We start from the raw sequence: 26,444 nt of genomic DNA on the forward strand, positions 1-26,444 counted from the left end.
CGGTCATCGGGTGGCCAGCCGGAGCAGGCCCCACAGCTGCGCGGTCGCATCCGGATCCCCGCTGGTGCGCACCGCCCGCTCCGGCAACCTGCCCCACAGCCACAGGTAGACGGCGGCGGGGTCACCGTCGACGACCGAATCCGGGGTCGCTGCGGGAACATCGGCCGAACCGACCACGGCGGCCCCGTCCTGGTCGGCGGTGACCAGCCAGCTGCGGCCCGCGGCGTGCACCCCCACCGAGCACGACCGCGTCGCGGTGATGCCCAGTGCGTGCAGTCGGTATTCGAACCACACGCGCAGCACCTCGTCGATGCCGTCGACGGCGGTGTCACCCGGTATCGGCGACACCGGGATTCCGGCGGCGAGCTGCAGGTCGACCCGGTGCACGGTCGTGGCGTGCAGCAGGCGGCGCATCCAGAAGCCGACGGTGTGCTGCTCCGGCCACCAGGTCGGGCAGGGCTCGGCGGGGTCTCGCCCGGCGAACGCGGCGAGCAACTCGGCCGCCCGCACCGCGAACCGGCCCGCCCCCTCCTCCGGCGCCGCCGGCTCGACGGAACCGGGAACCGGTGCGGTGCGGGAGGGTTCGGTGGCGAAGGCGGCTTGTTCGCAGAGCTCGGACAGGTGGCTCAACGTCTGCTCGACAGTGCGCCCGGACGCCCCGGCGACCCGGACGCCCGACTGGCAGGCGCGCGCAGCCGTGGTGACCAGCTGGGCCTGCACGCCCAGTTCCTGCAGCATCCGCCCGTGGTCGATCAGCGCCGCGCTGCTCACCCGGCGACCCCGAGCAGGCGCCGGCCGACGATGTCCAGGAACTCGCGGGACTGCACGAGCAGGCGATCGGCTTGCGGTCCGGTCACCACGGGAACTCCCGACTCGGCCAGCGCGCGCCGGTTCGAATGCCCGGCCAGGAATTCCGCCCAGTCCGCGAGTTCGGGTGCGGCCTCGGCCAGCAGCGCCCAGACACCCGCGGGCCGCGGCCGTTCCAGGCACTCGGCGCGGGCCACCACCAGGGCCGTCGCGGCACGCAGGGCGGCTGCGTGCGCATCGACGAAGCGGGCCCGCGGGTCCGCGGCCGACTCCGCCGCGTGCCACCGCGACCGAGCGTCGAGCAGCGCGGAGAAGGCACCGGCGGGCGCCTCGGGCGGTGGTGACGTTCCCGGCTCGTCGGCGGCGTGGCGGGGGCGGGGGATGGACAGGTCGCGGGACGAAGTCATCGGCTCTCTCCTTGCACGTCGCCGCGGTTGACCGCGGACACCCGGATGCGTGCGCGTGCCGTGGGGAAGCCGGCGGACTCCGGTGGTGGGGCGCTTCCCCCACCCCACCACCGGAGCGGTGTCGAACTAGCGTTCGAACATCTCCACTCTAGAGCCTCCGGGCGGGCCGTTCAAGCCGTGCTGGATAGATCACCTGTTCGAATTCCTCCGTTCACGGGGCCGAGTGATCGACGAACCGGTAGCGCCACTGCGGACCGCGGGCGGGACCGCCGAGCCGCGCCGGGTTAGTGTTCCCAGCGTGAGCGCTGTGCCGTCTCCCCACCGCGAACCGATCATCGAGCTGACCGCCGAGCAGTTCCGGTCGAGGCTCACCGAAGCCCTGAACGTGTACGTGACGGCGATGGGTTATCCGGCCAGCACCGCGCAGCAGCGCGCCCCGATGTGGACGGCGCACGTGCAGCGGGAGGGCTGGCGCTGCATCGGCGCCTTCGACGACCGCGACGAGCTGATCGGCCTCGGGTACGGCTACATCGGCACCCCCGGCCAGTGGTGGCACGAGCAAGTCCGGCGCGGCCTGGCCTTGTCCGGCGGTGCTGCGCACGGATGGCTGGACGACTACTTCGAGCTCACCGAACTGCACGTGCACCCGGAGTACCAGGGCGGCGGGCTCGGCGAGCGCATCCTGCGCAAACTGCTGGAATCCGCCCGGGGCGCCAACGTCCTACTGTCCACACCGGAGGGTCCGACCCGGGCCTGGCGGCTGTACCGGCGGCTGGGGTTCACCGACGTCCTGCGCGACTACCGCTTCACCGGGGACCCCCGGCCGTTCGCGGTGCTGGGCCGCCCGCTGCCGCTGGAGGCGTGACCGCCGGCCCCGGCGGCGGCCGTCGCGTGCGGTGAGCGGGCTCGCGCTGTTCGGCACGTTCACCAGGCCCGGGCGGATCACAGCAGCGCGAGTTGCTCGCGCAGGGTGTCCAACCCCATCGGCCCCATGCGCAGCGCGGCTGTGTGGAAGCTGCGGTCGTCGAAGTCGGCTCCCCCGCGCTCGCGGGCCTGGGCGCGCGCGGAGCGCCAGAGCCGCTCGCCGAGCTTGTAGGACGGCGCCTGCCCGGGCCAGCCGAGGTAGCGGTCGATCTCGTCCCGCACGTGATCGGCATCGGTGATGGTGCGGTTGAGCAGGAATTCCAGCCCGAGGTCGGGTGTCCAGCGCCGCCCTTCGTGGAAACCGGTGCCCGCCGGGATCTCCAGCTCCAGGTGCATGCCGATGTCCACCACGACGCGCGCGGCGCGGAACAGCTGGTCGTTGAGCATGCCCAGCAGGTCGCCGTCATCGGCGAGGTAGCCGAGCTCGCGCATGAGCCGCTCGGCGTAGAGCGCCCACCCCTCACCGTGCCCGGACACGAAGCAGGCCAACCGCTGGAACTTGTTGAGCCGCGCGGATTCGTGCACGGCCGTGCCAAGCTGCAGGTGATGACCCGGCACGCCCTCGTGGTACACAGTGGACACTTCCCGCCAGGTCGGGAACTCCGCCTTGTCCGGCAGCACCGACCACCACATCCGCCCGGGGCGGCTGAAATCGTCGCTGGGCCCGGTGTAGTACGCACCCACGCCGCCGCCCGGCGGAGCGATCCGGCACTCCAGGTGCATCAGCGCGTCCGGGATGTCGAAGTGCGTTCCGCGCAGGTCGCGCAGCGCCTGGTCGGACAACCGCTGCATCCACGCGCGGAACTCCTCCTGCCCGCGAACGAGGTAGCGCGGGTCCGCATCGAGCACGGCGGCGGCCTCGGCGAGCGAAGAACCCGGCCGGATCCGCTCGGCGACCTGGCGCATCTCGGCCTCGATCGACGAGAACTCCTGCCACCCCCACTCGTAGGCCTCGCGCAGGTCCAGCTCGGCCCCGGTGAAGAACTGCGACCAGAGCCGGTACCGGTCCTCCCCGACCGCGTCGCGCAGCGGGGCCCGGGGCAGCAGTTCGCCACGCAGGAAGTCGGCGAGCTCCCCGTAGGCACCGGCCGCGGTCTGCGCCGCCGCGTCGAGCTCCCCGCGCAGCGCGTCGCCGACCTCGCCGGCGCGCCCGACCATCGCGGCGAAGAACGACTCGCCGCCCCCGCGCCCGGACCAGGTGTCGCACTGCCCGGCGACCCGCTGGACCTGCCGCGCGGCCGCGACGTTCCCCCCTTCGGCCGCGGCCAGCAGCCCGGCGCGCACGCCGCGCACCGCCTCGGGCATCGCCGCCAGCCGCCGCGCGATCGTGCGCCACTGCTCCGGGGTGTCGCCCGGCATCAGGTCGAAGACCTGCCGCAGGTCTTGCACGGGACTGGCGATGACGTTGAGCGCCGCCATGTCCTCCCCGGCCTCGTGCAACGCGAGATCGACACCGGTGCGTTCCAGGAATACCGCCTGCGCCACCCGCTCGGACTCGTCGCCGGGCTCTGCCGCGGCCGCGGCCTCCCTGCTGCGCCGGGTCAGCTCAGCCCTGGCGCGGTACCCGTCCGGCGAGTAGTCCGTCAGCTGCTCCTCCCCGCTCGACGACTCCCCACCCGGCAGGCCGAGGTAGGTCCCGGCCACCGGATCGAGTGCGACCAGCTCGTCCACATACCGGTCGCAGATCTCGTGCACACCCTCGTGATCAGCTCGCATACCGGGCACGTTATCGCGCGGCGGCAGCGGGTTCGCGCACCCGCGACCAGACCTTCGCGCACAGCAGAAACCCGCACCGGGTGGGAAGATCTGCCGGGTGAAGGGCATGATTCCGCATCGCGGGCGCCGGGTCGTACTGCTGGTGTGCGCCGTGCTGGCCACCGCGCTGGTCAGCGGATGCCTGCAGCTCAACGCATCGATGACCATCGATGGCGACGACCGGGTCTCCGGCGATGTGCTGGTGTCGGCAGCCACCGCCGACAACCGCCCGCCCATCGGGCAGGGCGCACCGGCGCACCTGGCCGACCGGGTGCGCATCGACCCGTACAGCTCCGAGGGACGGGTCGGCTCGCATCTGTCCTTCCACGACCTGAGCTTCGCGGAGTTCGAGCAGCTGGTCAGCGCGCTCGGCGGCTCGGACACGCGCTACGACCTGAACCTGTCGCGAAGCGGTTCGCTGACGATCTTCGACGGCTCGGTGGACCTGACCCCGCTCGCGGACACCAACTCCACGTTCCAGTTCCGGATGAGCGCACCCGGCGAGGTCAGCAACACCAACGGCGAGCAGAGCGCCGGAACGGTGGAGTGGAATCTGCAGCCGGGCGAGGTCACGCACCTGGCCGCCACCTACCAGTACGCCAGCCCCGCCGGTGGTGACTGGGTCGGCTGGGCGGCACTGGTGGGCCTCGGCGGGATCGCCGTCTCGGTCGGTGTCGGAATGCTCGCGCTGCGCACGCACATCCGGAACCGCGCGGGCCACCAGGTCTGACCGGCGGAGTTCCTCCCGCGACGAGCACCACACCCGGCCCCATCGCCCTCGCCCCCTCGTTAGAGTGACCCGCCGAGCCAGTCGTACCCGTGCGGACGGGTCAGGGAATCCGGTCGGAAGCCGGGGCTGACGCGCAGCGGTAGGGGTGACGGCGGAGAACGGCGCCACTGGGCGGTCCTGCCCGGGAAGGCTCTCCGCCGAACGGACCCGAGCCCGAAGACCTGCTGGCTCATCGGTCGCCGTTCTGCGCGGCCGGTACGCCCGGACGGGCCGCGCGAGACGGCCCGGTGGAGGTTTTGCCGCATGCTGTCCGCTGCCCGCGCCCGGATCCGAGAGCACCGGATCCCGGCGCGACGAACGACCCTGCTGACCACCGCACTGCTGCTGGTGGGCGGCTGCGCGGCACCGGACGCGGACCGCGGCTCGGGCAAGGCCTTCGCCGAACTGTCCAACTGCGACCACCACGTCACCGTCGAAGAACCCCCGCAGCGCGCGGTGAGCCTCAACCAGAGCACGACCGAGATCATGCTCTCGCTGGGCCTGCAGGACCGGATGGTCGGCTCGGCGACCTGGACCGACCCCGTGCATCCCGATCTGGCCGCGGCCAACGAACAGGTCCCGGTGCTCACCGAGAACACCCCCTCGTTCGAAGGCGTGCTGGAAACCGAACCGGACATCGTGCTCGGCGCTTACCAGGCCGTGTTCACCGACGGCTCGGTCGCCGAGCGGGAGCGGTTCGACGAGCTCGGGGTGCCGACCTACCTGTCCCCCAGCAACTGCCTGCCCGAAGAGGCGCCGCTGTCCGAACCCGTCGAGCTGGCCGACATCTACGGCGAGGTGCGCGACATCGCCGCCCTCTTCGGCGTGCCGGAGCGCGGTGAGCGGCTGGTCGCACAGCTGGAACAACGGGTGGCGGCCGCGCAGCAGAAGGTCGAGGGGCTGGATCTGCCCGCGGACACCTCGGTGCTGTTCTGGTTCGCGCGCACCCAGTCCCCCTACGTGGCCGGCGGCACCGGTTCGCCCGCGCTGATGGCGCGCACCCTGGGCGTGCAGAGCACCTACACGGATGAACCCGGCATGTGGCCACAGATCGGCTGGGAGGACATCCTGCGCCGCAACCCTGATCTGCTGGTGCTGGGCGATCTCACCCGGGACAGCGAGGGCGACGGCCTGGCGGCCAAGGAGCGGTTCCTGCGCGAGGATCCGGCCGCCTCCCAGCTGGATGCGGCGCGCGAGCAGCGGTGGTTACCGATGACCGGTACCGCGCTCAACGTCAGCCTGCAGACCGTCGACGGGATCGAGCAGCTGGCCGACGCGCTGGTCGAACTGGATCGGCAGCGGTGAGCCGACTGCTCGACCGCGAGCACCGCGCGGTGCTGCTGCTGGTGCTCGGGTTCCCGGCGCTGCTGCTGTCCCTGGCGGCCGTGATCACCCAGGGTCCCGCCGATCTCACGGTGCCCGAGGTGTTCGAGGTCGTCGGGGCCCGGCTCGGGCTCGGCGAAACCGACCTGTCCCGCATATCGCAGGGCATCGTCTGGGAACTGCGGTTGCCGCGTGCGCTGCTGGCCGCGATCTGCGGCGCCGGGCTCGCGGTGTGCGGTGCGGTCCTGCAGTCGCTGCTGCGCAACCCGCTGGCCGACCCGTTCCTGCTCGGTGTCTCCTCCGGCGCGTCCACCGGCGCCGTCACCGTGACGGTTCTCGGCCTCGGGTTCGGCGCGGTCGGCCTGACGGCCGGGGCTTTCGTCGGGGCGCTGCTCGCGTTCGGGCTCGTGATGCTGCTGGCCCACCTGGCCGGCGGCGGGACGAGCCGGGTGATCCTCGCCGGAGTCGCCGGCACGCAGCTGTTCTCCTCGCTGACCTCCTACATCGTCATGACCTCGGCCGATGCCGAGCAGACCCAGGCGGTGCTGTTCTGGCTGCTGGGTTCGCTGTCCGGGGCGCGGTGGACCGATGTGGCGGTCACCGCGGTGATCTGCCTGGTGGCGCTGGCGCTGTGCCTGTCCCAGGCGGGCAAGCTCGACGCGTTCGCCTTCGGCAGCGACGCCGCCACCAGCCTCGGTGTCGACGTCCGAGTGCTGCGCACCGCACTGCTGGTGATCACCGCCCTGCTCACCGCATCCCTGGTCGCCGCAGCCGGCGCCATCGGATTCGTGGGACTGGTGCTACCGCAGGCCGTGCGCCTGCTCGTGGGGCCGGGCCACCGGGTGCTGCTGCCGGTCACCGCGCTGTGGGCAGCGGTCCTGCTGGTGTGGGTGGACTCGCTGGCGAGCACGCTCGCCGCCCCGCAAGAAGTCCCGGTGGGCGTGCTGACCGCACTGGTCGGCGTGCCGGTATTCGCGCTGATCCTGATCCGGAAGCGGGTGAACCGGTGAGCATCGAAGCACGCGAGGTCTCCTGGCGCGCCGGCGGAAAACTCGTCGTCGACCGGGTCGACCTGCACGTCTCGCCCGGCAGCACGCTGGGCCTGCTGGGGCCGAACGGTTCCGGCAAGTCGTCCCTGCTGCGCCTACTGGCCGGGCTGCGGCGCCCGGAGAGCGGCAGCGTCCTGGTCGAGGACACCGACATCGGTTCCTGGCACAGCTCCGACCTGGCCAAGCAGATCGCCGTCGTCGAGCAGGAGTCGTCCACCGAACTGGACGTGACGGTGCGCGATGTGGTGCTGCTCGGCCGCACCCCGCACCGGAACGGCTGGGGCCGGCCGCGCGCGCACGACGAAGCCGCGGTGGCCGAAGCCCTCGACCACGCCCGGCTCACCGACCTCGCCGAACGCGGCTGGCACAGCCTCTCCGGCGGGGAGCGCCAACGCACGCAGATCGCCCGTGCGCTGGCGCAGCAGCCGTCCGAACTGCTGCTGGACGAGCCGACCAACCACCTGGACATCGCGCACCAGCTCGAACTCCTCGCGCTGATCCGGCGCCTGCCGGTGACCAGCATCGTCGCCCTGCACGATCTGAACCTGGCCGCCGCGTTCTGCGACCGGGTGCTGGTGCTGTCCGCGGGGCGCGTGGTCGAGGCGGGCGAGCCGGCCGAGGTGCTGACGCCGGAACTCGTCGGGGACGTCTACGGGGTCTCCTGCGAGGTGACGAAGGTGCCGCCGGAGGGCCGCGCGCACATCCGCTTCCTGCCCGAGCGCATCCGGTGAACAGATTCGCGGGGACGTGACGCCGCACGGCACCCGAACGGGCACGGATCGCGACCCGGGGGCCGCGCGTCACCCGTCTGCGGCATCGCGGAGGATGGTGGTGTGCCCGCATCGCATCTGGTCACCGAGGAAACCGACATCGACCCCACCGTGGTCGAATCCGATCTGCCCGGACAGGTCCAGCGCTCGCTGGCGGAATACCTCCGGGTCCGCGGCGCCGAGGCCGCCGAGCTCGACCCGGCCTTCGAGAGCGCGACCGGCGAGCTCGCGGAATTCGTGCTCGGCGGCGGAAAGCGGATCCGGCCCACGTTCGCCTGGTGGGGATGGCGGGCCTCGGGCGGTACCGCAACCGGCGAGCAGGCCACGGCCATGCTCCGCGCGGCGACCGCGCTGGAACTGCTGCAAGCGTGCGCGCTGGTGCACGACGACCTGATCGACGATTCGGACACCCGCCGCGGCAAGCCCACGATGCACCGCACGTTCGAGCAGCAGCACCACGCCGGTGGCTACCGCGGTGACGGCGGCCGGTTCGGGATGGCCGCCGCGGTGCTGCTCGGCGACCTCGCGCTGTCCTGGGCCGACGACCGGCTGCACAGCGCCGGTCTGCCCGCCGAATCCCTGGTCCGCACCCTGCGCCCGTGGCAGGCCATGCGCACCGAGGTGCTGGCCGGCCAGTACCTCGACGTGCTCGGCCAGTTCCGCGAAGACGAGACGCCGCAGGCCGCGCTGCAGATCTGCCGGCTGAAGTCGGCGTCCTACACGGTGCAGCGGCCGCTGGAACTGGGCGCCGAAGCAGCGGGCGCCGACGAGTCGACGTTGCGCGCGCTGCGCCGCTTCGGCTCGGACATCGGAGTCGCGTTCCAGCTGCGCGACGACCTGCTCGGCGTGTTCGGCGACCCGGAGTTGACCGGCAAGCCCGCCGGGGACGACCTGCGGGAGGGCAAGCGCACGCTGCTGGTCGCCGAGGCGGTCGCCACGGCCCGCGAACGCGACGACCGGCAAGCGCTGGACCTGCTGCGCGGAGTGCTCGCCGACCCCGAGCTCGACGAGACCCGCATCGGGCGCGCCATGCAGCTGCTCACCGATCTGGGCGCGGTCGACGCGGTGGAGAAGCGGATCGGTGAGCTGACCGGATCGGCGATGTCGGCGCTGGAGTCCGCGCAGCTGGCCGAGCCCGCGGCCACCCGGTTGTCCGAGCTGGCCGTGGCGGTCACCGACCGCACCCGCTGATGCGCACCGTCGCCTGCCGCGCCGACCGCGTGGTCGTCGTGGGCGCCGGCCTGGCCGGACTCGCCGCCGCGTTGCACCTGGCCGGAGCGGGCCGGCAGGTGACGGTGCTGGAACGCGGGCGCACCGCGGGCGGGCTGGCCGGAACGCTGGAGCTGGACGGCTACCGGGTGGACACCGGGCCGACCGTGCTGACCATGCCGGAACTCGCCGATGAGGCGCTGCACGCGGTCGGCGACTCGTTGGCCGCCCGGCTGGAGCTGATCCCGCTGCACCCCGCCTACCGGGCGCAGTTCGCCGACGGCTCAGAGCTCGACGTGCACACCGACGGCGAGGCGATGGAGCAGGAGGTGCGCCGGTTCGCCGGGCCGCGGGAGGCCGCGGGCTACCGCAGGCTGCGACGCTGGCTCACCGAGCTGTACCGGGTGGAGAGGGACCGGTTCATCGACGCCAACTTCGACTCGCCGCTGCAGCTGGCGACCCCGCAGCTGGCCGAGCTCGCCGCCCTGGGCGGATTCGGCCGGCTCGGTCCCGCGGTACGGCGGTTCCTCGGCGACGAGCGGGTGCGCCGGGTGTTCTCCTTCCAGGCGCTGTACGCGGGCCTGGACCCGCGCCGCGCGCTGGCCCTGTACGCGGTGATCTCGTACATGGACACCGTCCGCGGCGTGTGGTTCCCGCGCGGCGGGATGCACGCGCTGCCCCGCGCGCTGGCGGCCGCTGCCACCGACGCCGGGGTCGACCTGCGCTTCGGGACCGAGGTCACCGAACTCGTGCACAGCGGGAACCGGATCACCGAGGTCCGCACCGGCCAGGATGAGCGCTTCCCGGCGGACGCCGTCGTGCTCACCCCGGACCTGCCCGCGGCACAACGGCTGCTCCGGCTGCCCGCACGCCGCGGCCTGCGCTTCTCCCCCTCGGCGGTGGTGCTGCACGCCGGGACGACGCAGCGCTGGACCGACGCGCACCACACCATCTCGTTCGGCGCCGCCTGGGACGACACGTTCACCGAGATCGTGCGGGACGGCAGGCTGATGACCGATCCGTCGCTGCTGATCACCCGGCCCACGGCCAGCGATCCGCACCTGGCCCCGCCCGGTCGCGAGCTGCAGTACGTGCTCGCGCCCTGCCCGAACCTGCGCACCGGACCGGTGGACTGGGCGCGGATCGGTCCCGCCTACCGCGCGGAGCTGCTGCGCGTCCTGGAGAGCCGCGGGCTCGGCGGCCCGGACGCGATCGAGGCCGAGCACCTGGTGACCCCGCAGGACTGGGCGCAGGCAGGCCACGCGGCGGGCACTCCGTTCTCCGCCGCGCACACCTTCGCGCAGACCGGGCCGTTCCGACCGCGCAACCTGGTGCGCGGGCTGGAGAACGCGGTGCTGGCCGGTGCCGGAACGACCCCCGGCGTGGGGGTGCCACCGGTGCTGCTGTCCGGCAAGCTCGCCGCGCAGCGGATCACCGGACCGCGCTGATCACCGGACCGGTCAGCGAGCCGGCCTGCTCAGAAACCCATCGCCTGCGCGCGGCGCTTGACCTCGCGGCCGCGGTCGCCGCGCAGGTTGTCGATCGGCGTGCCGGGCAGCGTGTCGTCGGCCGTGAACAGCCAGCGCAGGATCTCGTCCTCCTGGTACCCGGCGTCGCGCAGCAGGGTGATCGTGCCGGGCAGGCCCTTCACGACCGCCGTGTCGGTGAGGAACGCGGTGGGCACACCCAGCACCCCCTCGCGGCGCAGGGCGATCAGGTGGCCATCGCGAATCATCTGGTGCACCCGGGTGACGGGCTGGCCGAAGCGCTCGGCGACGTCGGGCAGCGGAACGACCTCCACGTCGGGAGCGAGCACATCCGGGGCGGCTGGGATCGCACTCACGCCGCACACCTTGCCATACGAGCCCCCCGACCGCTTTGCACCGTACGGGTTACACGGCGGCCCTGATCGATTCGCCGTGCCGGAGGAGTGCGGCTGCGGTTGCGCGCCGGGGCTGCGCCGAGCGGTCCAGCAGGGACGGTGATCGCGCTCACCAGCACCGGAACCGCGTGTGCGCACGAACACCGACGGTGCGGGGTCCGCCCGCGGTGGGGCCGCGGCACCTAGGATGGCGGGGTGCCCGATGAGACCCAGGCGCCGCCGGCTGCGCACGTGCGGCCGAGCCGTCCCCGGGACAGCGCGGTTGGCCTGCGAGAATCGACGTGGAACGGAACACCGGCGGTTGGCGGACGATGACTTCTGAGACACGCTCCGGCTCGAACCTGGTCGGAGCCATGCTCGAACGCCGGTACCGGATCGACGCGCAGATCGCCCGCGGCGGCATGTCCACCGTCTACCGCGGGCTGGACACCCGGCTGGACCGGCGGGTCGCGATCAAGGTCATGGATGCCCAGTACTCCGGCGACCGCTCGTTCGTGGAGCGGTTCGAGCGGGAGGCCCGGGCCGCCGCGAGCCTGCACCACCCGTCGATCGTCGCCGTCTACGACCAGGGCGTGGACCATTCCGCGGAGGGCGACCACGTCTTCCTGGTCATGCAGCTGGTCGAGGGCTGCACGCTGCGCGATCTGATCGTCGACCGCGGCAGGCTCCCGCTGCCCGAGGCGATCAGCGTCATGGAGCCGGTGCTGTCCGCGTTGGCCGCCGCGCACGACGCCGGCATGGTGCACCGCGACGTGAAGCCGGAGAACGTGCTGATCGGCACGGACGGCTCGGTCAAGGTCGCCGACTTCGGCCTGGTGCGCGCCGCGGCCTCGGCCGGGACGACCAGCGGAAGCGTGATCCTCGGCACGGTCGCCTACCTGTCCCCGGAGCAGGTCACCACCGGTGCGGCCGATGCGCGCACCGACGTCTACGCCGCCGGGATCGTGCTCTTCGAGATGCTCACCGGCCGGCCGCCCTACGTCGGTGACACCGCCATGTCGGTGGCCTACCGGCACGTCAACGACGACGTCCCGCCGCCGAGCGAGTCGGTCGGCGAGCTGCCCGCCGAGATCGACGACCTCGTGGTGCGCGCGACCCGCCGGGACGAGCAGCAGCGCCCGGCCGACGCGCACGCCTTCCGCACCGAACTGGAGCAGGTGCGCACCGATCTCGGTATCGCGCTGACCCCGGTGCAGGCCCCCGCCGCGGCCGTCCCGGAAGCCACCCAGCACATCCCGGCCGAGGACCCGCCGACGGCGCAGCTGCCCGCGGTCGGCGGCGGATCGTCCGGACCGCAGGGCACCCGCGCGATGCAGCGGCCCGCCACCGATGACGACAGCACGCAGGAACTGGCCGCGGTGGGTGGCCCGGATCCGCGGCAGCCGACCGCGCGCGGCGGCAAGCGGCGCATGGCGCTGTGGACGATCGCGGTGATCGTGCTGGCGGCCCTGGTCGGCGGCGCGGCGTTCTGGCTGGGCAGCGGCCGCTACGCGGACGTCCCGCCGGTCGTGGGTGAACAGGAGCAAGCGGCGCAGGAGATGCTCTCCCAGGTGGGGCTGTCGGCCGACGTCGCCCGCGAGCACGACGACAACGTGCCCGAGGGCGTGGTGATCAGCTCGGCCCCCGAACCGGGTGGGCAGGTGTCCACCTCCAGCTCGGTGGATCTGGTCGTCTCGCTGGGCAAGCCCCGGGTCCCGGACATCGGCGAGGGCAGCACCGTGGCCGAGGCGGAGAGCGCGCTGCGCAACGCCCAGCTGGTCCCCACGCGCGACGCCTCGGCGGACAAGTTCCACACCTCGGTGCCCGAGGGGCGGGTGATCGGGGTCAGCCCGGCGCCGGGAACCCCGTTGAACTCCAGCTCCGAGGTCACGCTGGCCGTGAGCAAGGGGCCCCCGCCGGTCCCGGTGCCCGACGTGCGCGGGATGAACCGGGACGAGGCGTTCGCCCAGCTCAGCGCGGCCGGGTTCGAGCCGGTGGAAGCCGAGCGGCGGTTCGACTCCGATGTGCCGGGCGATCACGTGATCGGCACCGACCCGTCGGGCGGCACCGAGGTCCGCTTGCAGGGCACGCCGCAGATCAGCGTGGTGCTGTCGGACGCGGTGGCCGTGCCCAACCTCAACGGCGCCTCGGTGGAGGACGCCCAGCGAGCGATGGCCGAACGCGGTCTGCAGCTGGAGGTGCAGTCGCTGTTCGAACGGCCGAACATGCGGATCTTCGGCCAGCTGCCGTTGCCGGGCAGCAACGTCGAGCCCGGTTCGGCGGTGCGGGTCACCGCGTTCTAGCCACGTCGCCCGGGTGCGTCGCGGCGCACCCGGGTCCCGACGGTCGCGGAACCGCTGTGATGCTGATCTCAGCCGCCCGCCGATCTCGGCACTGACCAGCGCCGACCACATCGCCCTGCAGCCCGGTTCCGAGATCGCCCGATCGATCTGGGCTGGTCAGAGCACCGCTGGTTGCCCGATATGGAAATATTGGGCGGACCATGCCCCCGACTGCTCCCCTCGAACGCGCGCCCGATCTGTCCGCCGACGGCGACCGTCCCCCCGGAGAGCGCGCCCCGACATCCCTGCCCGTGCGCACCGTGGGCCTCGGTCTGCTCGGTGCGCTGCTCCTGCTGACCGGTTCGCTGGGCGCCGGGGGCACGTTGACGCACGACCCGGTGCTGGGCTCCGGCCCGCTGTCGGTGTTGCGCTACGGGCACGGGCTGACCGCGGCGACCGCGCTGGTCTACACCGGGTTCGGCCTGCTGGTGTGGGCCTGGGTGCGGCTGGGGCGCGGCGTGCTGGCGCATCTCGTCGACGCGCGCGGCGTGCTGCTGGCCGCGGCGGCGTGGATCGCTCCGCTGCTGGTGGCCCCACCGCTGTTCAGCCGGGACGTGTACAGCTACCTCGGGCAGGGTCTGCTGGCGCTGCACGGGATGGATCCGTACGGCGTCGGGCCGGGCGAACTCACCGGGCCGATCCCGGAGAACGTGCACCCGACCTGGCAGAACACCCCGGCGCCGTACGGTCCGCTGTTCATCGGAATCGCCAAGGGCGTGCTGCTGCTGGCCGGCCACGAGCTGATCACCGGCATCGTGCTGATGCGGCTGATGCTGCTGGCCGGGCTGCTGCTGCTCGTGTGCGTGCTGCCGGGCCTGGTGCGCCATCTCGGCGGCAGCCTGCCGGTCGCGCTGTGGCTGTCGGTGGCCAGCCCGATGACGGTGATCCACCTGGTCGGCGGCCCGCACAACGACATGCTGATGATCGGGCTGCTGGCCGCGGGCGCGCTGCTGGCGCTGGAGGGACGACCGGCGGCCGGGGTGGTGCTGGTCTCGCTGGCGATGGCGATCAAGGCGACGGCCGGGGTGGCACTGCCGTTCCTGGTCTGGATCTGGGCCGCGCGGCTGGAAGGTCCGCTGTGGCGCCGGTTCGCGCGGGCGGTGCTGCCGGCCCTCGCGCTGTTCGCGGCCGTGTTCGGCGCGTGCGTGCTGGCGGCCAAGGTCGGGTTCGGCTGGCTGCCCGCGTTGTCCGCGCCCGGGTTGATCGTCAACTACCTGTCGCTGCCGACCGGGTTGGGCCAAGCCCTGCACATCCTGGTCGACCTGGTCGTGGACGCGCACCCGGTCCCGTTCGTCGAGTTCGGGCGCTCGGTGGGGTCGGTGGCGCTGGCCGGGCTCATCGCCTGGCAGTGGTGGCGGGCCCGGGACGGCGGTCCGGACGCGGTGCGCCGGGCGGCGATCGTGCTGTGCGCGGCGGCGCTGCTGTCCCCGACCGTGCTGCCCTGGTACCTGACCTGGTCCGTTGCCCTGGCCTGCGCGCTGCCGTGGACCCGGCGGGGGCTGTCCTGGGTGGTCGGGGCGACAGTGGTGCTCGTGGTCGCCTACTACCCGGACGGCGAGGAGGCGATGGACAACTTCCCGCTGATGGCGCTCGGGTTGGCCGCGGCCCTGCTGGCGGCGGAATCCCTGGTGCGCTTCGACCCGCTGGGGCTGCGGGGGGAGCCTGCCGCCGAGCAGCGCTTCCTGCCGGCGGAACGCGCCGGCGCCCGCTGAAGCGAACGGGCCCGGCACCGCTCGTGCGGTACCGGGCCCGAAGCGTCGCGCGACTCAGCTGCGCAGCATCTCGGCCACCAGGAACGCCAGCTCCAGCGACTGCTGCGTGTTCAGCCGCGGGTCGACGGCGGTCTCGTAGCGCCCGGCCAGATCGCTGTCCGAGATCTCCTGCGCACCGCCGATGCACTCGGTCACGTTCTCGCCGGTCAGCTCCACGTGGATACCGCCGGGGTGCGTGCCGAGCCGGTGGTGCACCTCGAAGAAGCCCTGCACCTCGTCGACGACGCGGTCGAAGTGCCGCGTCTTGTAGCCGGTGCTGGACTCGTGCGTGTTGCCGTGCATCGGGTCGCACTGCCAGATGACCTGGTGCCCGGAGGCGGTGACCTTCTCCACGATCGCCGGCAGCACGTCGCGGACCTTGCTGTTGCCCATCCTGCTGATCAGCGTGAGCCGGCCCGGCTCGTTGCGCGGGTCGAGCCGCTCGACGTACTCCACCGCCTGCTCGGGCGTGGTGTTCGGGCCGATCTTGAGGCCGATCGGGTTGGACAGTAGTTCGGCGAACGCGATGTGTGCCCCGTCGAGCTGGCGAGTGCGGTCACCGATCCACAGGAAGTGCCCGGACAGGTCGAACAGCCGCGGCTGCTCCTGGCTGGTGTCCAGCCGCAGCATGGCCCGCTCGTAATCGAGCACGAGCGCCTCGTGGCTGGCGAAGAAGTCGACGCCGTGCAGGCTGGAGTCGTCCACCCCGCAGGCGGCCATGAACCGCAGGCCACGGTCGATCTCGGCGGCGACCGACTCGTAGCGCTCCCCGGCCGGGGAGTTGAGCACGAAGTCCTTGTTCCAGTCGTGCACCTGCGCGAGGGCGGCCATCCCGGCGCTGGTCAGCGCGCGGGACAGGTTCATCGTGGCACTGGCGTTGGCGTAGGCGCGGATCAGCCGGGACGGGTCGTGCCTGCGCCCCTCCTCCGTGGCGGCCAGCGAGTTGACCATGTCGCCGCGGTAGGCGAGCAGACCGGACGCGTCGGTGTCCTTGGACCGCGGCTTGGCGTACTGGCCCGCGATCCGGCCGACCTTGACCACCGGCATGCTGGCGCCGTAGGTGAGCACCACGGCCATCTGCAGCAGCGTGCGGATGCTGCCGCGGATGTGCGGCTCGGTGTTGTCGGCGAAGGTCTCGGCGCAGTCCCCGCCCTGCAGCAGGAACGCCTCTCCCCTGGCCACGTCGGCGAGATAACCGCGCAGCCGGTCGACCTCGGACGGCACGGTCACCGGCGGGACGCTCTCCAGCACCTTGCGCACGTTGGCGGCCTGCTCGGCATCCGGCCATCGCGGCTGCTGCTCGGCGGGTCGAGCCAGCGCGTCATCGAGCCGGGAGCGCATGTCCGGCGGAAGCGGCGGGAGCTCCGGGAGCTCTTCCACGGGTACGTCGACGGTCCAGTTCACACCCCCAGGATAGGGCGCACTTTCCACCGATTTTCATCCGGGAGAGCGGTCCCACACCCGGGAGCCGCTGGCGACGACGATTCAGAACGGCCCAGCATGACCCAGCACACATCGCGGGCCTCGCGGGCAGCGGGGGTCAGCGGGAGTAGCGGCCCCGCTTGATCGCCGCCACGAACTGCGCCCACTGGTCCGGGCTTGCGGTGAAGTACCCGGCACCGCGATCCTTGCTGTCCCGAACCGCAGCACCCCCACCCGAGGTGCACCCCACCTCGACGCAGTTCTGCGCGCCCTGAGCGGAACGACTCGGCTTGCGCCATCCGGACACGGTCATGATGTCGAACCTCCGTCAGGTCAACTCGTCGATCCGGCGATCAAGCATATCCACCGAAGTCCGGTCGGAGGAGGCTGCACCGCACAGGATGTCGAATGCCTTGAGGTGCCTGCCCGTCTGGGACGGCTTATCGAAGTAGTCGCTGCCCACCAGGGATTCCGTGTACACAAAGGTCGCGACCGGCTCCGCCAGGTGCAGCACAGTCCACGACGTCCCCAGAGCTACGTGCTCTCCGGAATCGAACGGCAGGATCTGCAAAGTCACGTTCGGACGAGCCGCCACCCAGCGCAGGTGCTGAAGTTGCCCGCGCAACACGTGCTTGCCACCGATGGCCCGGTACAGCGTCGCTTCTCCGAGCACGCACATGACCTCCGGCGCCTGCTTCGCCAGCAGAGCACGGTCGGCCCGCTGCATGCGTTCGGCGATCGCGGGTTCCACGTCGACGGTGTCGTCGAGGGGGTGTGACAGGACGGCGCGGGTGTAGTCCTCGGTCTGGAAGATCGGTGGAACCACCTCGGGGTCGTAGTACTTGATTTCGGCCGCCGCCCCCTCCAGGGCCACGAAGGTCGCCGCCCAGTCCGGAACACGCGCCGGCCGATCCCGTTTGCGGGCTTCACGCGCGAGCACCCGCAGCCGGTCGGCATCTTCGCCGGCAGACACGTCGAACATGCGCAGGAGTTCTTCGACTTCCGCCGCGCTGACGATCAGCTCGCCCTTCTCCACACGAGTGACCTTGTTGGGGTACCAGTCGAGGCGCTCAGCGACATCCTTCGGTCGGACTCCCGCCTGCTCGCGCAAGCTGCGCAGCGTCAGCCCGACTTGGACGCGACGGACCGCTGGCCATGTGTTCATGGGCGCTCATCATGCCGCACCGGCCACTCCGTTCCGTGTTGTCACCCGGACGAGATCTCGTCATTTGTAATTCCAGTTTCGTAATATCCACCTCGTCAATTTCATGACGATCTTCAATGCGGATCGCCGAGTACCGGAGGTGGACATGTTGACCAGGTGGCACCAACGACGAGCGCGACGGGCGTTGCGGCGCAGGCGCGTTCGGGTGCGGCTGTGATCGGCGTCGATCCCGCGGCATTGGCGGTCAGCGCGCGGGCGGCGCAGTGGGAGCTGGACGCGGTGGCCTTCCACCTGCCGCGCGGCGAGATCCGCCCGGACGACTGCCGCGGTCTCGCCGAAGCTCTCGCCGACCTCGCGATGACCATGCGGCGGTACGCGAACGAAACCGAACGCACCGAACCCCACCCCGGCCGGCTTGCCGTCCGGGAGGAGCCCCCGGCCTGACACCCGCGCCTCGCGCTCCCGGCGCAGCAACGCGCGCCGGCCCGGATCCCCGACAACCGGGCCGTTCCCGGTCCGCGCGGTACCTCCCCCGGTCGCGCGGACCGACCCGACCCGCCGCCCGCCGCCTCTCCCGGCGGGCGGCGGGCGGATCAGGCCGCCGAGGTCTCGCGATCAGCGGTGTCCCGTTCCACGGCGTCCGCGTCGTAGCCGACCGGTTCCCAGCGCTTGGCCAGCAGCGCGAGCAGCCCGAACACCGGGGCGAGCGCGAGCACCCAGAACACCCCGCTGCCCAGCGACGCGCTCAGCACCGGGAAGAAGAACAGCGCCAGCGTCGAGCCGACGCGCAGCGTGCCCTGGTTGAACCCGATACCGGTGCCGCGCAGCGAAGTCGGGTAGCTCAGCGACGCGAAGCTCATGAACTGCGCACCGGGTCCCGCGGCCTGGGCGAACATGAACGCACCCAGCGCAGCCAGCGCGGCCAGCACCCACGGCAGGGCGCCCGGCTCACCGATGATCGCCAGCGCCACCAGCGACGCCAGCTGCACCGCGAAACCGAGCGCCGTCGTCCACCAAGCGCCCGCGCGGTGCGCGAGCCGGATGCCGAGCAGCCCACCGGAGACCGCGAACACCAGGTTCAGCACCAGCGACGCCGAGATCGTGTTCAGCTCCCCCTGAGCGAGCAGGCCGGCGATGATGATCGGCAGGCCGTAGGCCACCGCGTTGTACCCGAAGGTCTGCGCGAGGCTGATCACCAGGGCCTGCAGCGTGCGGGCGCGGTAGCGGGCGTTGAACAACCGGGCGAAATCCGCCAGACCGCGTCGCGGCTCGGTCCGCTCGCGCGGCACCTCGGCGTCCTCGGCGACCACCGCGTTGACCGAGTAGGAATCGCGCAGGATCCGGGCCGCCCGGTGCAGATCGCCCTGGTTGGCCGCCCAGCTCGGCGACTCGTTCATGTACTTGTTGCGCACCAGCAGGATCACCAGCGCGGGGATCGCGCCGAAACCGACGGTGAACCGCCACAGCAGGTCGTGGTGCTGGTCGGGCAGCAGGAAGTACAGCGCCAGGATCACCACGTAGCAGCCCGAGGTGGCCACGTACCAGGCCGGCGACCAGGCAGCGGTGCGCGAACCCTTGCTCGCCTTGCCGCGCAACTGGGAGAACTCGGCCAGGAACGCCATGGCGACCGGGATGTCCATGCCCACGCCGATCCCCATCAAGAACCGGAACAGGATCAGCACCTCGGCGTTCGGCGCCAGCGCGCAGCCCAGCGCGGAGACCACGAAGAACAGCATGTCCGCCATGAACACCCGGTACCGGCCGAGCCGGTCGACCAGGTAGCCGCCGAACCAGGCTCCGATGATCGCGCCCACGCTGATCGACGCGGTGACCGCGCCCGCCCACGCCGGGGACAGACCGAACTCCTCGCGGATGTCGGTGATCCCGTAGGCCAGCGAGGTCAGGTCGTAGGCGTCCAGGAAGATGCCGCCGAGCGCCAGCAGCACGATCATCCGCGCATGACTGCCTCGCGCGGCACCGGAGTTGACCAGATCCGTGACATCGCGGGCGGAGCGGATCAGCACCGGTTCCCGCTCGGCCACCGGTTGGGCGGACACGGCGTTCCTCCTCGATCTCGCGACGAGGCCGCCCGGTGCAGCACCGGGCGGCCGAAAGCACGAGCGGGAACGCTACCCGGCGGAAACCGGGCGTCCGCATGCTGGGAGACCGCGAAATCGCGGACAGCGCAACGAAAAGTCCGTTTCGCGCAGAGCGCTGCGCTGGCCGGATCAGCCGAACAGCACCTCCGCCTCGGCCAAGCGCTGCGGCGGGACGGTCTTTAGCTCGGCGGTGGCCTCGCTCAGCGGTACCCGCACGATGTCCGTCCCGCGCAGCGCCACCATGCGGCCGACATCACCTTCGGTCACCGCGTCCACGGCGTGCAGCCCGAACCGGGTGGCCAGCACCCGGTCGTAGGCGGTCGGTGTCCCGCCGCGCTGGGTGTGCCCGAGCACCACCGCGCGGGATTCCTTGCCGGTGCGGGCGGCCAGCTCATCGGCCAACCACGTGCCGACCCCGCCGAGCCGCACGTGGCCGAACGCATCCTTCTCCCCGGTCTGCAGCTGCTCCTGCCCGCCGCGCGGGACCGCGCCCTCGGCGACGACGATGATCGGCGCGTACTGGCGCTCGAAACGCTGCTGCACCCACTCGGTGACCTGCTCGACGTCGAACGGCTGCTCCGGCACGAGGATCACGTTGGCGCCCCCGGCCAAACCGGAATGCAGCGCGATCCAGCCCGCGTGCCTGCCCATCACCTCGACCACCAGCGCCCGGTGGTGCGATTCGGCGGTGGTGCGCAGCCGGTCCACGGCTTCGGTGGCGATGTGCACCGCGGTGTCGAAACCGAAGGTGTAGTCGGTCGCGGACAGGTCGTTGTCGATCGTCTTCGGCACGCCCACCACCGGCACGCCGTCCTGGGTGAGCTGCTCGGCAACCCCCAGCGTGTCCTCGCCGCCGATCGCGATCAGCGCATCGATCCGCTGCTCGTCCAGCACCGCCCGGATCCGGGCGGGCCCGTCGTCGACCTGGTAGGGGTCGGTGCGCGAGGACCCGAGGATCGTTCCACCGCGAGACAGGATGTCCTCCACCGAATCCAGGGTCAGCGGCAGCACCTGGCCCTCGACCGGCCCCAACCAGCCGTTGCGGAACCCGATCACCTCATGACCGTGCACCCCGATCCCCTTGCGAGCCACCGCGCGCAGCACCGCGTTGAGCCCGGGGCAGTCGCCGCCACCGGTGAGTACTCCGACACGCATTCCAGCCGGCATCTCGCGCCGCCTCCTGTCCGTGATCCACGTCTCCCCCGCGGAGCAGCGTGGCACGGACTGGATCGGTGCAGCAAGGCCCGCGGTCGGCTACAGCGCGAAGCCCTGCTTGCGGCGGGCCTGCTCGATGGCTTCCCAGCGCTGCAGGTTGTGCCGGGCGTCGGCCAACGCGTCGTGCGCGTTGTTCGGCGCGGGCGGCAACTTCGGCTTGCCCACGTCCTCCCAGCGCTGCCGCAGATCGCGGGTGAACTTCGGGATCCGCTGCGGCAGCGCGGGCATCGAACCCCAGAGCTGGGCCAGCGCCACGTGATCGTAGGCGGCGAACCAGGCCCACAGCTCGATCTGCGCTCCGCCGGACCGCGGGCTCAGGAAGTCGTAGAGCTCATCGCGGATCGCGCTGCGCGAACGCCAGCGGCGGTCGGCGGGCGGCGGCAACTGCGGCAGGACATTGCGGCGCACCCAGGACCCGGCCCGCGCGGCGTCGAACTCGGTGGACACGGCGTAGAACTCGCGTCCCGCCTCGTCCACCACCCCGATCGAGACCAGGTCGATCGTGGTGCCGTCCTCGATGAACTCGCAGTCGTAGAAATACCGCACCGGGCAAGCGTAGGTCGCCCGCGGCGCAGCTCCGTGCGCGGGCCGTCAGCCGGCCTTGGCCCCGTCCGCGCTCTGCTCGTCCTTGACCTTCGAGGCGTAGACGTCCACGTACTCCTGCCCGGACATCTCCATGAGCGCGTAGACGATCTCGTCGGTGATCGAGCGCTCCACGAAGCGGTCGCCGGCCATGCCCTCGTAGCGGGAGAAGTCCAGCGGCGGGCCGACGCGCACGACGACCTTGTGCGGCCACCACATCTTCGAGCCGATCGGATTGACGCGGTCGGTGCCGATCATCGCGATCGGGATCACCGGTGCACCCGACTCCAGCGCCATCCGCGCGACCCCGGTCTTGCCCTTGTACAGGCGCCCGTCCGGCGAGCGGGTGCCCTCCGGGTACACGCCCAGCAGCTTGCCCTCGGACAGCAGCCGCACCCCGGTGTCCAAAGCGGCCTGCGCGGCGGCTCCGCTGGAACGGTCGATGGGCACCTGGCCCACACCGGAGAAGAAGTACCGCTTGAACCGGCCCTTGATCCCGGTTCCGGTGAAGTACTCGCGCTTGGCCAAGAAGGTCACCCGCCGCGGCATCATCAGCGGCATGAAGAACGAGTCGGCGACGGCGAGGTGGTTGCTCACCAGGATCGCGCCACCGGACTCCGGGATGTGCTCGACGCCGTCGACACGGGGTCGGCAGAACAGTTTCATCAAGGGCCCGAGCAGTAGGTGCTTCATCACCCAGTACAGCACTGCGCCGCCGCCTCCTAGACACGCCGAATAACAGGCTAACCCTACGGAGCGCCCGATCGGCGCACAATGCGGCCCCTGACGCATCGGGCCTCGTGCTCGGAGAACGCCGGGTTCGCGTGCGAACATGGGAAAGCGCACCACGTGTCCTGTTCGGGTGCCCGCGTTGTCCCTGCGATTCCCGTTGCCCCTGCGAATCCCGTTGCCCCTGCGAGCCCTGTTGCCCTTGCGACCCGCGTCCGAGCCGTGCCGGACCCGCGGTCGAGAACGCGGTTGGGAGACTGCGATGCCCGCCAGAGGTGCGATGCCGGTGCTGACCGGTGCCGAACCGTTGCACCGCACCGGATCTTCCGGCGCGGGAGTGCTGCTGTGCCACGGGTTCACCAGCACGCCGCAGAGCGTGCGGGAGTGGGGCGAACACCTCGCGGCGGCCGGGGCGACGGTGCGCGCACCGCTGCTGCCCGGACACGGGACCCGGTGGCAGGACCTGAACCGCACCCGCTGGACCGACTGGTACGCCGCGGCCGAGACCGAGCTCGACCGGCTGCGCCAGGAGTGCCGGACCGTGTTCGTGTTCGGCCAGTCGATGGGCGGCACGATCGCGCTGCGCCTGGCCGAACGGCATCCCGATCTCGCCGGGCTCGTGCTGGTCAATCCCTCGGTGACCACGCTGCGCCGATCGGCGGCCCTGCTGCCGGTGCTGTCCCGCGTGATCCCCGCGCTTTCCGGGCTGGCCGGCGACATCGCCCGCCCCGGCGCGCACGAGCTGGCCTACGACCGGATGCCGCTCCGGGCCATGGCGAGCCTGCAGCGGTTCTGGCGGGTCACCCGCGCCGACCTCGCCGCGGTGCACCAGCCGGTGCTGCTGTACCGATCGGCGACCGACCACATCGTGGAGCCGGTCAACGCGCAGCTGGTGCTCGACGGGGTGAGCAGCTCCGAGCGCACCGAGATCGTGCTGCCGGACAGCTTCCACGTCGCCACCCTGGACCACGACGCGCCCGCCCTGTTCGCGGGTAGCGTGGACTTTCTCCAACGCATCCACCGCAAGCGCGCGGAGGAAACGGTATGAGCACGCGCCGCGACAGCGCCGACGGGCCCGAGGACATCGACGCGGCTTTCGCGGAGATCGTCGCCGATCTGGAAAAGGACGCGACCTTCTCGCAGTGGCCGCAGGAGACCGGGTCACCCGGTGCGGACGGCACCGCCGACGATCCCGGTCCGGACCCGGTCGGTGCGACCGGTGCCGCGGCGACCGCACCGGCACCCGAACCGGAGGCCGAGTCGGGTCCGCGCGACTGGACGCCGTCCGAGGTCCCCGACGACGAGCACTACGTGCCGCCGGAACCTCCTCCACTGCCCACGCCGAAACCGGTCACCCTGGCCGGAGTCGCGGTGATCGCCGTCGGGCTGCTCGTGCTGCTGGTGCCCGGCCTGGCCGGGTTGGCCAGCACGGTCACCCTGCCGCTGGGCCTGGTGCTGATCAGCGCGGGTATCGGCTGGCTGCTGCTGCGGCTGCGGCAGGGCCCCTCCGATCCCGAGGACGACGCCGGCGACGACGGTGCCCGTCTCTGACTCGGGGCACCGTCTCTGACACGGGTCACCGCCTCCGACCCGGGGCACCGCCTCCGACCGGGTGGCCGGCGCGCGACGGGTGTCAGGCGGGGCGCGAGGTGTTCGCCGCGGCGTGCTCGCGGGCGAGCGCGGCCGCACCCACCAGCGCAGCGGTGTCCCCGAAGTGCGCCGGCCGCACCTCGGCCAGCGGGCGGTGCCCGGTCCCGGTGATCGACGCCGCGAAGTGCTCGCGCGCTCGCGGCAGGAACAGCTCGGCCGATTCGGAGACCCCGCCGGCCAGCACCACGACGCCCGGGTCGTAGACGTCGGCGATCAGCGCCAGCCCCTCGCCCAACCAGTACGCCAGGTCATCGACGGCGCGCAGCGCGACCTCGTCACCGTCGGCGGCGGCCGCCGCCACCTCGACCCCGGTGCGCTCCCCGGCCTGCTGCCCGGCCGCGGCGCGCAGCTCGGTGTCGGTGCGCGCCAGCGCGGTGCCGCTGCAGTAGCGCTCCCAGCAGCCGCTCCCGCCGCACGGGCACGGCCTGCCGCCGGGCACCACCCGCAGGTGGCCGAGCTCGGGCGCTACGCCGTGCGCCCCGCGGAACACCTCGCCGTCCAGCACCAGGGCCCCGCCGATGCCGGTGCCGATCGCCACCAGGGCGGCCACCCGCTCCCCGCGGGCGGTGCCGAACCGGTGTTCGGCGACGGCGGCCGCGTTCGCATCGTGTTCGAGCACCACGGGCAGCCCGAGCCGCGCGGCGAGCTCGTCGGCGACGGCGACCTGCCGCCACGCCAGGTGCGGCGCGAACCGGACGACCCTGCGGTCCTCGCTGACGAAACCGGCCACCGCCAGACCCACCGCGCCCACCGGGTAGCGCTCGGCCAGCGCGCGGACCGTTCCGGTGACCGCGGCGTTGAGCGCCTCGACCGCGCCCGGTGTGGGCACCCGGCGCGTGTCCAGGATCCGACCACCCGGGTCGACCACCGCCGCCCGGGCGCTGGTCCCGCCGACGTCGACCCCGATGGTCAGCAACGGCGGTTCGCCTCCGCGCCGTCCAGCACCCTGCCGTCCACGCGCCGCACGTCGATGGGCTGCACGCGCTCGGCGCGCGGTTCGGTGGGCGCACCGGCCGGTCCCGCGGTGGGCTCACCGGTCGGCGCCGAGCCCGCCGCCTGCTCGGCCAGCAGCCCGCGCAATGCCCGCACCGCCGCCACCAGCTGCTGCACCAGCCGCTCGGCGGCTTCGGAGCGCTGACCGCCCAGCAGCGCCACCGCCGCGCAGACCGGGCACCAACCGCACCCGCCGGGCGGCTCATCACCCTCGGCGGACGCGCACGCGCGCAGGTAGTCCTCGGCCCTGCCGCTGATCGTGTCGAGCAGTTCGCGGAGCTCGTCCAGCAGCTGCTCGTGCTGCACCTGGTCCACCCGCCTCACCGCATCCACAGCTCGGGGTCCGGCCGGAACCCCACGGTCACTCCGTCGTCCCCGGCCACCGCCGAGGTCACGATGCACCGCCGCAGCACCGACGGCAGCGCGATCAACCGGCGCCTGCCGTCCACCGTGATCGCGAGCTCGTCACCGACCCGGGCCAGCCCGAGCTCGGCGTCGGGATGCAGCGGTAGCGCGATGAGCAGCGAGTACTCCGAGTCCAGCGATTTCCCGCCGCCGGTGACCCGCATCTGCGGGGCCGCCGCACCGGTGTCCAGCGGATCGTCGTCCGGGTGCAGCTCCTCGCCGAGCTCCGGCAGCACCTCGCCGACCGGTTCGGCGGCCCGGTGCTGCACGGTGCGGACCGGCAGGTCGGTAGCCGCGCGCAGTGCGTCGAGCACGTCCCCCTGCTCGTGCCGGCGGGTGCGCAACCAGCCGGCGGCGGCACCGCGGGCCGAACCGGGAGCGGGCACGACGCGATTGGCGATGAGCCCGTCGACGCGGATCTGCTGCAGCGCCAGCGCGGTCAACGTCCGGCGGGTCTCGGCGGCGACCACGGCCTCCGGGGTGAGCACCAGCCGCACGCTGGTGCCCTCGTCGACGAGCATCTCGCGCAGCGCGGCGAGCCGTTCGGCCAGCCTGCTCAGCGCATCGGCGACCGAGTCCCAGCGGTCGACCTGCTCGCTGCCGGCGATCCCGGCCAGCATTCCGCGCACTGCGCGCCGGTGGGTGGGGAACAGCCGCTCCAGGTAACCGGCCAGCGATTCGGGCAGCGAGAGCAGCCGCAGCGTCTCGGCGGTGGGACCGCAGTCGACGATCACCGCGTCCCACATCCCGCCGGCGGCCAGCCGGTGCACCTCGCTGAGCGCGAGCAGGTCCTCCACGCCGGGCAGCACGGTGAGCTCGTCGGCGGCGAGCTCGTCCACCCCGGCTCCGTGCAGCAGCGTCCGCAGGTGCCCGCGCAGTTCGCTCCACGCCCCGTCCACGAGATCGCGGGTGTGCACCTCGGCCGCGTGCAGCGGGGCAGGCGCCAGGGCGACTTCGCGCGGCTCGGGCCCGAGTTCCACGCCCAGCGCGTCGGCCAGCGAATGGGCGGGATCGGTGGAGACCACGAGCACTTTGCCGCCCCGTGCCGCGACGCGCGCCGCGGTGGCGGCGGCGAGAGTGGTCTTGCCGACCCCTCCCTTTCCGGTGAACAGCAGAATGCGCAACGGGCTCCGTTCGGCTAGCGGTTGCCTTCGACCTGGCGCTTGAGCTCCTTGAGCGCCGTGTCCATGATCATCTTCTCCGCCTTGCGCTTGAAC

Annotated in this window: 26 protein-coding genes and 1 riboswitch; of the genes, 12 read left to right on the top strand and 14 right to left on the bottom strand. The window is 72.3% G+C overall.

The genetic code is table 11. The features are described from left to right. Positions 1–3: 3 nt before the first annotated feature. Entirely contained in the window at positions 4–771 is a 768-nt protein-coding gene (locus IQ251_RS01515; protein ID WP_370591135.1) for a maleylpyruvate isomerase N-terminal domain-containing protein, read from the bottom strand. Then, positions 768–1,214, bottom strand: coding sequence for an SAV_6107 family HEPN domain-containing protein (locus IQ251_RS01520; RefSeq protein ID WP_193926561.1), 447 nt, complete (start codon positions 1,212–1,214; stop codon positions 768–770). Before IQ251_RS01520 ends, IQ251_RS01515 begins: the two co-directional genes overlap by 4 nt. A 298-nt stretch (positions 1,215–1,512) precedes the next feature. On the opposite strand from IQ251_RS01520, the gene IQ251_RS01525 reads away from it, so the two are divergent. After that, complete coding sequence (locus IQ251_RS01525) at positions 1,513–2,079, top strand: GNAT family N-acetyltransferase (protein WP_193926562.1); 567 nt, start codon at positions 1,513–1,515, stop codon at positions 2,077–2,079. A gap of 77 nt (positions 2,080–2,156) precedes the next feature. On the opposite strand, the gene IQ251_RS01530 is transcribed toward IQ251_RS01525, so the two are convergent. Next, entirely contained in the window at positions 2,157–3,854 is a 1,698-nt protein-coding gene (locus tag IQ251_RS01530) for a DUF885 domain-containing protein (protein WP_193926563.1), read from the bottom strand. Positions 3,855–3,960: 106 nt separating this feature from the next. On the opposite strand from IQ251_RS01530, the gene IQ251_RS01535 reads away from it, so the two are divergent. The 6 genes from IQ251_RS01535 (at position 3,961) to crtI (ending at position 10,461) form a co-directional block, all read left to right on the top strand. Next, positions 3,961–4,623 (top strand): DUF3153 domain-containing protein, encoded by a 663-nt coding sequence (locus tag IQ251_RS01535; protein ID WP_193926564.1) that lies wholly within the window; start codon positions 3,961–3,963, stop codon positions 4,621–4,623. A gap of 61 nt (positions 4,624–4,684) precedes the next feature. Next, positions 4,685–4,866: riboswitch (cobalamin riboswitch) on the top strand. A gap of 60 nt (positions 4,867–4,926) precedes the next feature. After that, on the top strand, positions 4,927–5,967 hold the full coding sequence (locus tag IQ251_RS01540; RefSeq protein WP_228045909.1) for an ABC transporter substrate-binding protein: 1,041 nt from the start codon (positions 4,927–4,929) through the stop codon (positions 5,965–5,967). Then, on the top strand, positions 5,964–6,995 hold the full coding sequence (locus IQ251_RS01545) for a FecCD family ABC transporter permease (protein WP_193926565.1): 1,032 nt from the start codon (positions 5,964–5,966) through the stop codon (positions 6,993–6,995). Before IQ251_RS01540 ends, IQ251_RS01545 begins: the two co-directional genes overlap by 4 nt. After that, complete coding sequence (locus IQ251_RS01550; protein WP_193926566.1) at positions 6,992–7,765, top strand: ABC transporter ATP-binding protein; 774 nt, start codon at positions 6,992–6,994, stop codon at positions 7,763–7,765. Before IQ251_RS01545 ends, IQ251_RS01550 begins: the two co-directional genes overlap by 4 nt. A 102-nt stretch (positions 7,766–7,867) precedes the next feature. Next, positions 7,868–8,995: a polyprenyl synthetase family protein gene (locus IQ251_RS01555; protein ID WP_370591136.1), complete on the top strand. Its 1,128-nt coding sequence runs from the start codon at positions 7,868–7,870 to the stop codon at positions 8,993–8,995. After that, on the top strand, positions 8,995–10,461 hold the full coding sequence (gene crtI / locus IQ251_RS01560; RefSeq protein ID WP_193926567.1) for a phytoene desaturase family protein: 1,467 nt from the start codon (positions 8,995–8,997) through the stop codon (positions 10,459–10,461). Before IQ251_RS01555 ends, crtI begins: the two co-directional genes overlap by 1 nt. A 29-nt stretch (positions 10,462–10,490) precedes the next feature. On the opposite strand, the gene IQ251_RS01565 is transcribed toward crtI, so the two are convergent. Then, complete coding sequence (locus IQ251_RS01565; RefSeq protein ID WP_370591137.1) at positions 10,491–10,856, bottom strand: Rv2175c family DNA-binding protein; 366 nt, start codon at positions 10,854–10,856, stop codon at positions 10,491–10,493. Between the two features lie 350 nt (positions 10,857–11,206). Here IQ251_RS01565 and pknB point away from each other — a divergent pair, with 350 nt between their 5' ends. Continuing rightward, the gene (pknB, locus tag IQ251_RS01570; protein ID WP_228045910.1) at positions 11,207–13,177 is read left to right on the top strand and encodes a Stk1 family PASTA domain-containing Ser/Thr kinase; all 1,971 of its coding nucleotides are present in this window, start codon (positions 11,207–11,209) and stop codon (positions 13,175–13,177) included. A 290-nt stretch (positions 13,178–13,467) separates the two neighbouring features. Next, positions 13,468–14,928, top strand: a complete 1,461-nt coding sequence (mptB, locus tag IQ251_RS01575) for a polyprenol phosphomannose-dependent alpha 1,6 mannosyltransferase MptB (protein ID WP_370591138.1) — start codon at positions 13,468–13,470, stop codon at positions 14,926–14,928. Positions 14,929–14,982: 54 nt separating this feature from the next. On the opposite strand, the gene IQ251_RS01580 is transcribed toward mptB, so the two are convergent. The 3 genes from IQ251_RS01580 to IQ251_RS01590 form a co-directional block, all read right to left on the bottom strand. After that, positions 14,983–16,371 carry a class II 3-deoxy-7-phosphoheptulonate synthase gene (locus IQ251_RS01580; RefSeq protein WP_193926569.1) on the bottom strand — a complete coding sequence of 463 codons (1,389 nt, stop codon included), beginning with the start codon at positions 16,369–16,371 and terminating at the stop codon, positions 14,983–14,985. A 136-nt stretch (positions 16,372–16,507) separates the two neighbouring features. Next, a complete protein-coding gene (locus IQ251_RS01585) occupies positions 16,508–16,702 on the bottom strand; it encodes a DUF397 domain-containing protein (protein WP_193926570.1) in 195 nt (64 codons plus the stop codon). 15 nt (positions 16,703–16,717) lie between these two features. Beyond that, on the bottom strand, positions 16,718–17,554 hold the full coding sequence (locus tag IQ251_RS01590) for a helix-turn-helix domain-containing protein (protein WP_193926571.1): 837 nt from the start codon (positions 17,552–17,554) through the stop codon (positions 16,718–16,720). Positions 17,555–17,767: 213 nt separating this feature from the next. On the opposite strand from IQ251_RS01590, the gene IQ251_RS01595 reads away from it, so the two are divergent. Continuing rightward, positions 17,768–17,998: a hypothetical protein gene (locus IQ251_RS01595; protein WP_193926572.1), complete on the top strand. Its 231-nt coding sequence runs from the start codon at positions 17,768–17,770 to the stop codon at positions 17,996–17,998. Between the two features lie 149 nt (positions 17,999–18,147). Here the strand turns inward: IQ251_RS01595 and IQ251_RS01600 are convergent, their stop codons facing one another. The 4 genes from IQ251_RS01600 to IQ251_RS01615 form a co-directional block, all read right to left on the bottom strand. Then, complete coding sequence (locus IQ251_RS01600; protein WP_193926573.1) at positions 18,148–19,611, bottom strand: MFS transporter; 1,464 nt, start codon at positions 19,609–19,611, stop codon at positions 18,148–18,150. Positions 19,612–19,782: 171 nt separating this feature from the next. Then, positions 19,783–20,808 (bottom strand): 6-phosphofructokinase, encoded by a 1,026-nt coding sequence (locus IQ251_RS01605; RefSeq protein ID WP_193926574.1) that lies wholly within the window; start codon positions 20,806–20,808, stop codon positions 19,783–19,785. A gap of 99 nt (positions 20,809–20,907) precedes the next feature. Beyond that, positions 20,908–21,414: a polyadenylate-specific 3'-exoribonuclease AS gene (locus IQ251_RS01610; RefSeq protein ID WP_193926575.1), complete on the bottom strand. Its 507-nt coding sequence runs from the start codon at positions 21,412–21,414 to the stop codon at positions 20,908–20,910. Positions 21,415–21,459: 45 nt separating this feature from the next. Then, positions 21,460–22,158: a lysophospholipid acyltransferase family protein gene (locus IQ251_RS01615; RefSeq protein WP_193926576.1), complete on the bottom strand. Its 699-nt coding sequence runs from the start codon at positions 22,156–22,158 to the stop codon at positions 21,460–21,462. Between the two features lie 301 nt (positions 22,159–22,459). Here IQ251_RS01615 and IQ251_RS01620 point away from each other — a divergent pair, with 301 nt between their 5' ends. Both IQ251_RS01620 and IQ251_RS01625 read left to right on the top strand, forming a co-directional pair. Further along, positions 22,460–23,227, top strand: a complete 768-nt coding sequence (locus tag IQ251_RS01620) for an alpha/beta hydrolase (RefSeq protein WP_193926603.1) — start codon at positions 22,460–22,462, stop codon at positions 23,225–23,227. Next, positions 23,224–23,730, top strand: coding sequence for a DUF308 domain-containing protein (locus IQ251_RS01625; protein WP_193926577.1), 507 nt, complete (start codon positions 23,224–23,226; stop codon positions 23,728–23,730). Before IQ251_RS01620 ends, IQ251_RS01625 begins: the two co-directional genes overlap by 4 nt. An 82-nt stretch (positions 23,731–23,812) precedes the next feature. On the opposite strand, the gene IQ251_RS01630 is transcribed toward IQ251_RS01625, so the two are convergent. The 3 genes from IQ251_RS01630 to IQ251_RS01640 are packed head-to-tail and all read right to left on the bottom strand — an operon-like array spanning position 23,813 to position 26,351. After that, positions 23,813–24,745, bottom strand: coding sequence for an ROK family protein (locus tag IQ251_RS01630; RefSeq protein ID WP_193926578.1), 933 nt, complete (start codon positions 24,743–24,745; stop codon positions 23,813–23,815). Beyond that, on the bottom strand, positions 24,739–25,137 hold the full coding sequence (locus tag IQ251_RS01635; RefSeq protein WP_193926579.1) for a hypothetical protein: 399 nt from the start codon (positions 25,135–25,137) through the stop codon (positions 24,739–24,741). The genes IQ251_RS01630 and IQ251_RS01635 overlap by 7 nt, the downstream gene beginning before the upstream one ends. A 5-nt stretch (positions 25,138–25,142) precedes the next feature. Further along, the gene (locus tag IQ251_RS01640; RefSeq protein WP_193926580.1) at positions 25,143–26,351 is read right to left on the bottom strand and encodes an ArsA family ATPase; all 1,209 of its coding nucleotides are present in this window, start codon (positions 26,349–26,351) and stop codon (positions 25,143–25,145) included. Between the last annotated feature and the right edge of the window lie 93 nt (positions 26,352–26,444).

Origin of the sequence: Saccharopolyspora montiporae, from assembly GCF_015209505.1 — a bacterium.
GTDB classification, from domain to species: domain Bacteria; phylum Actinomycetota; class Actinomycetes; order Mycobacteriales; family Pseudonocardiaceae; genus Saccharopolyspora; species Saccharopolyspora montiporae.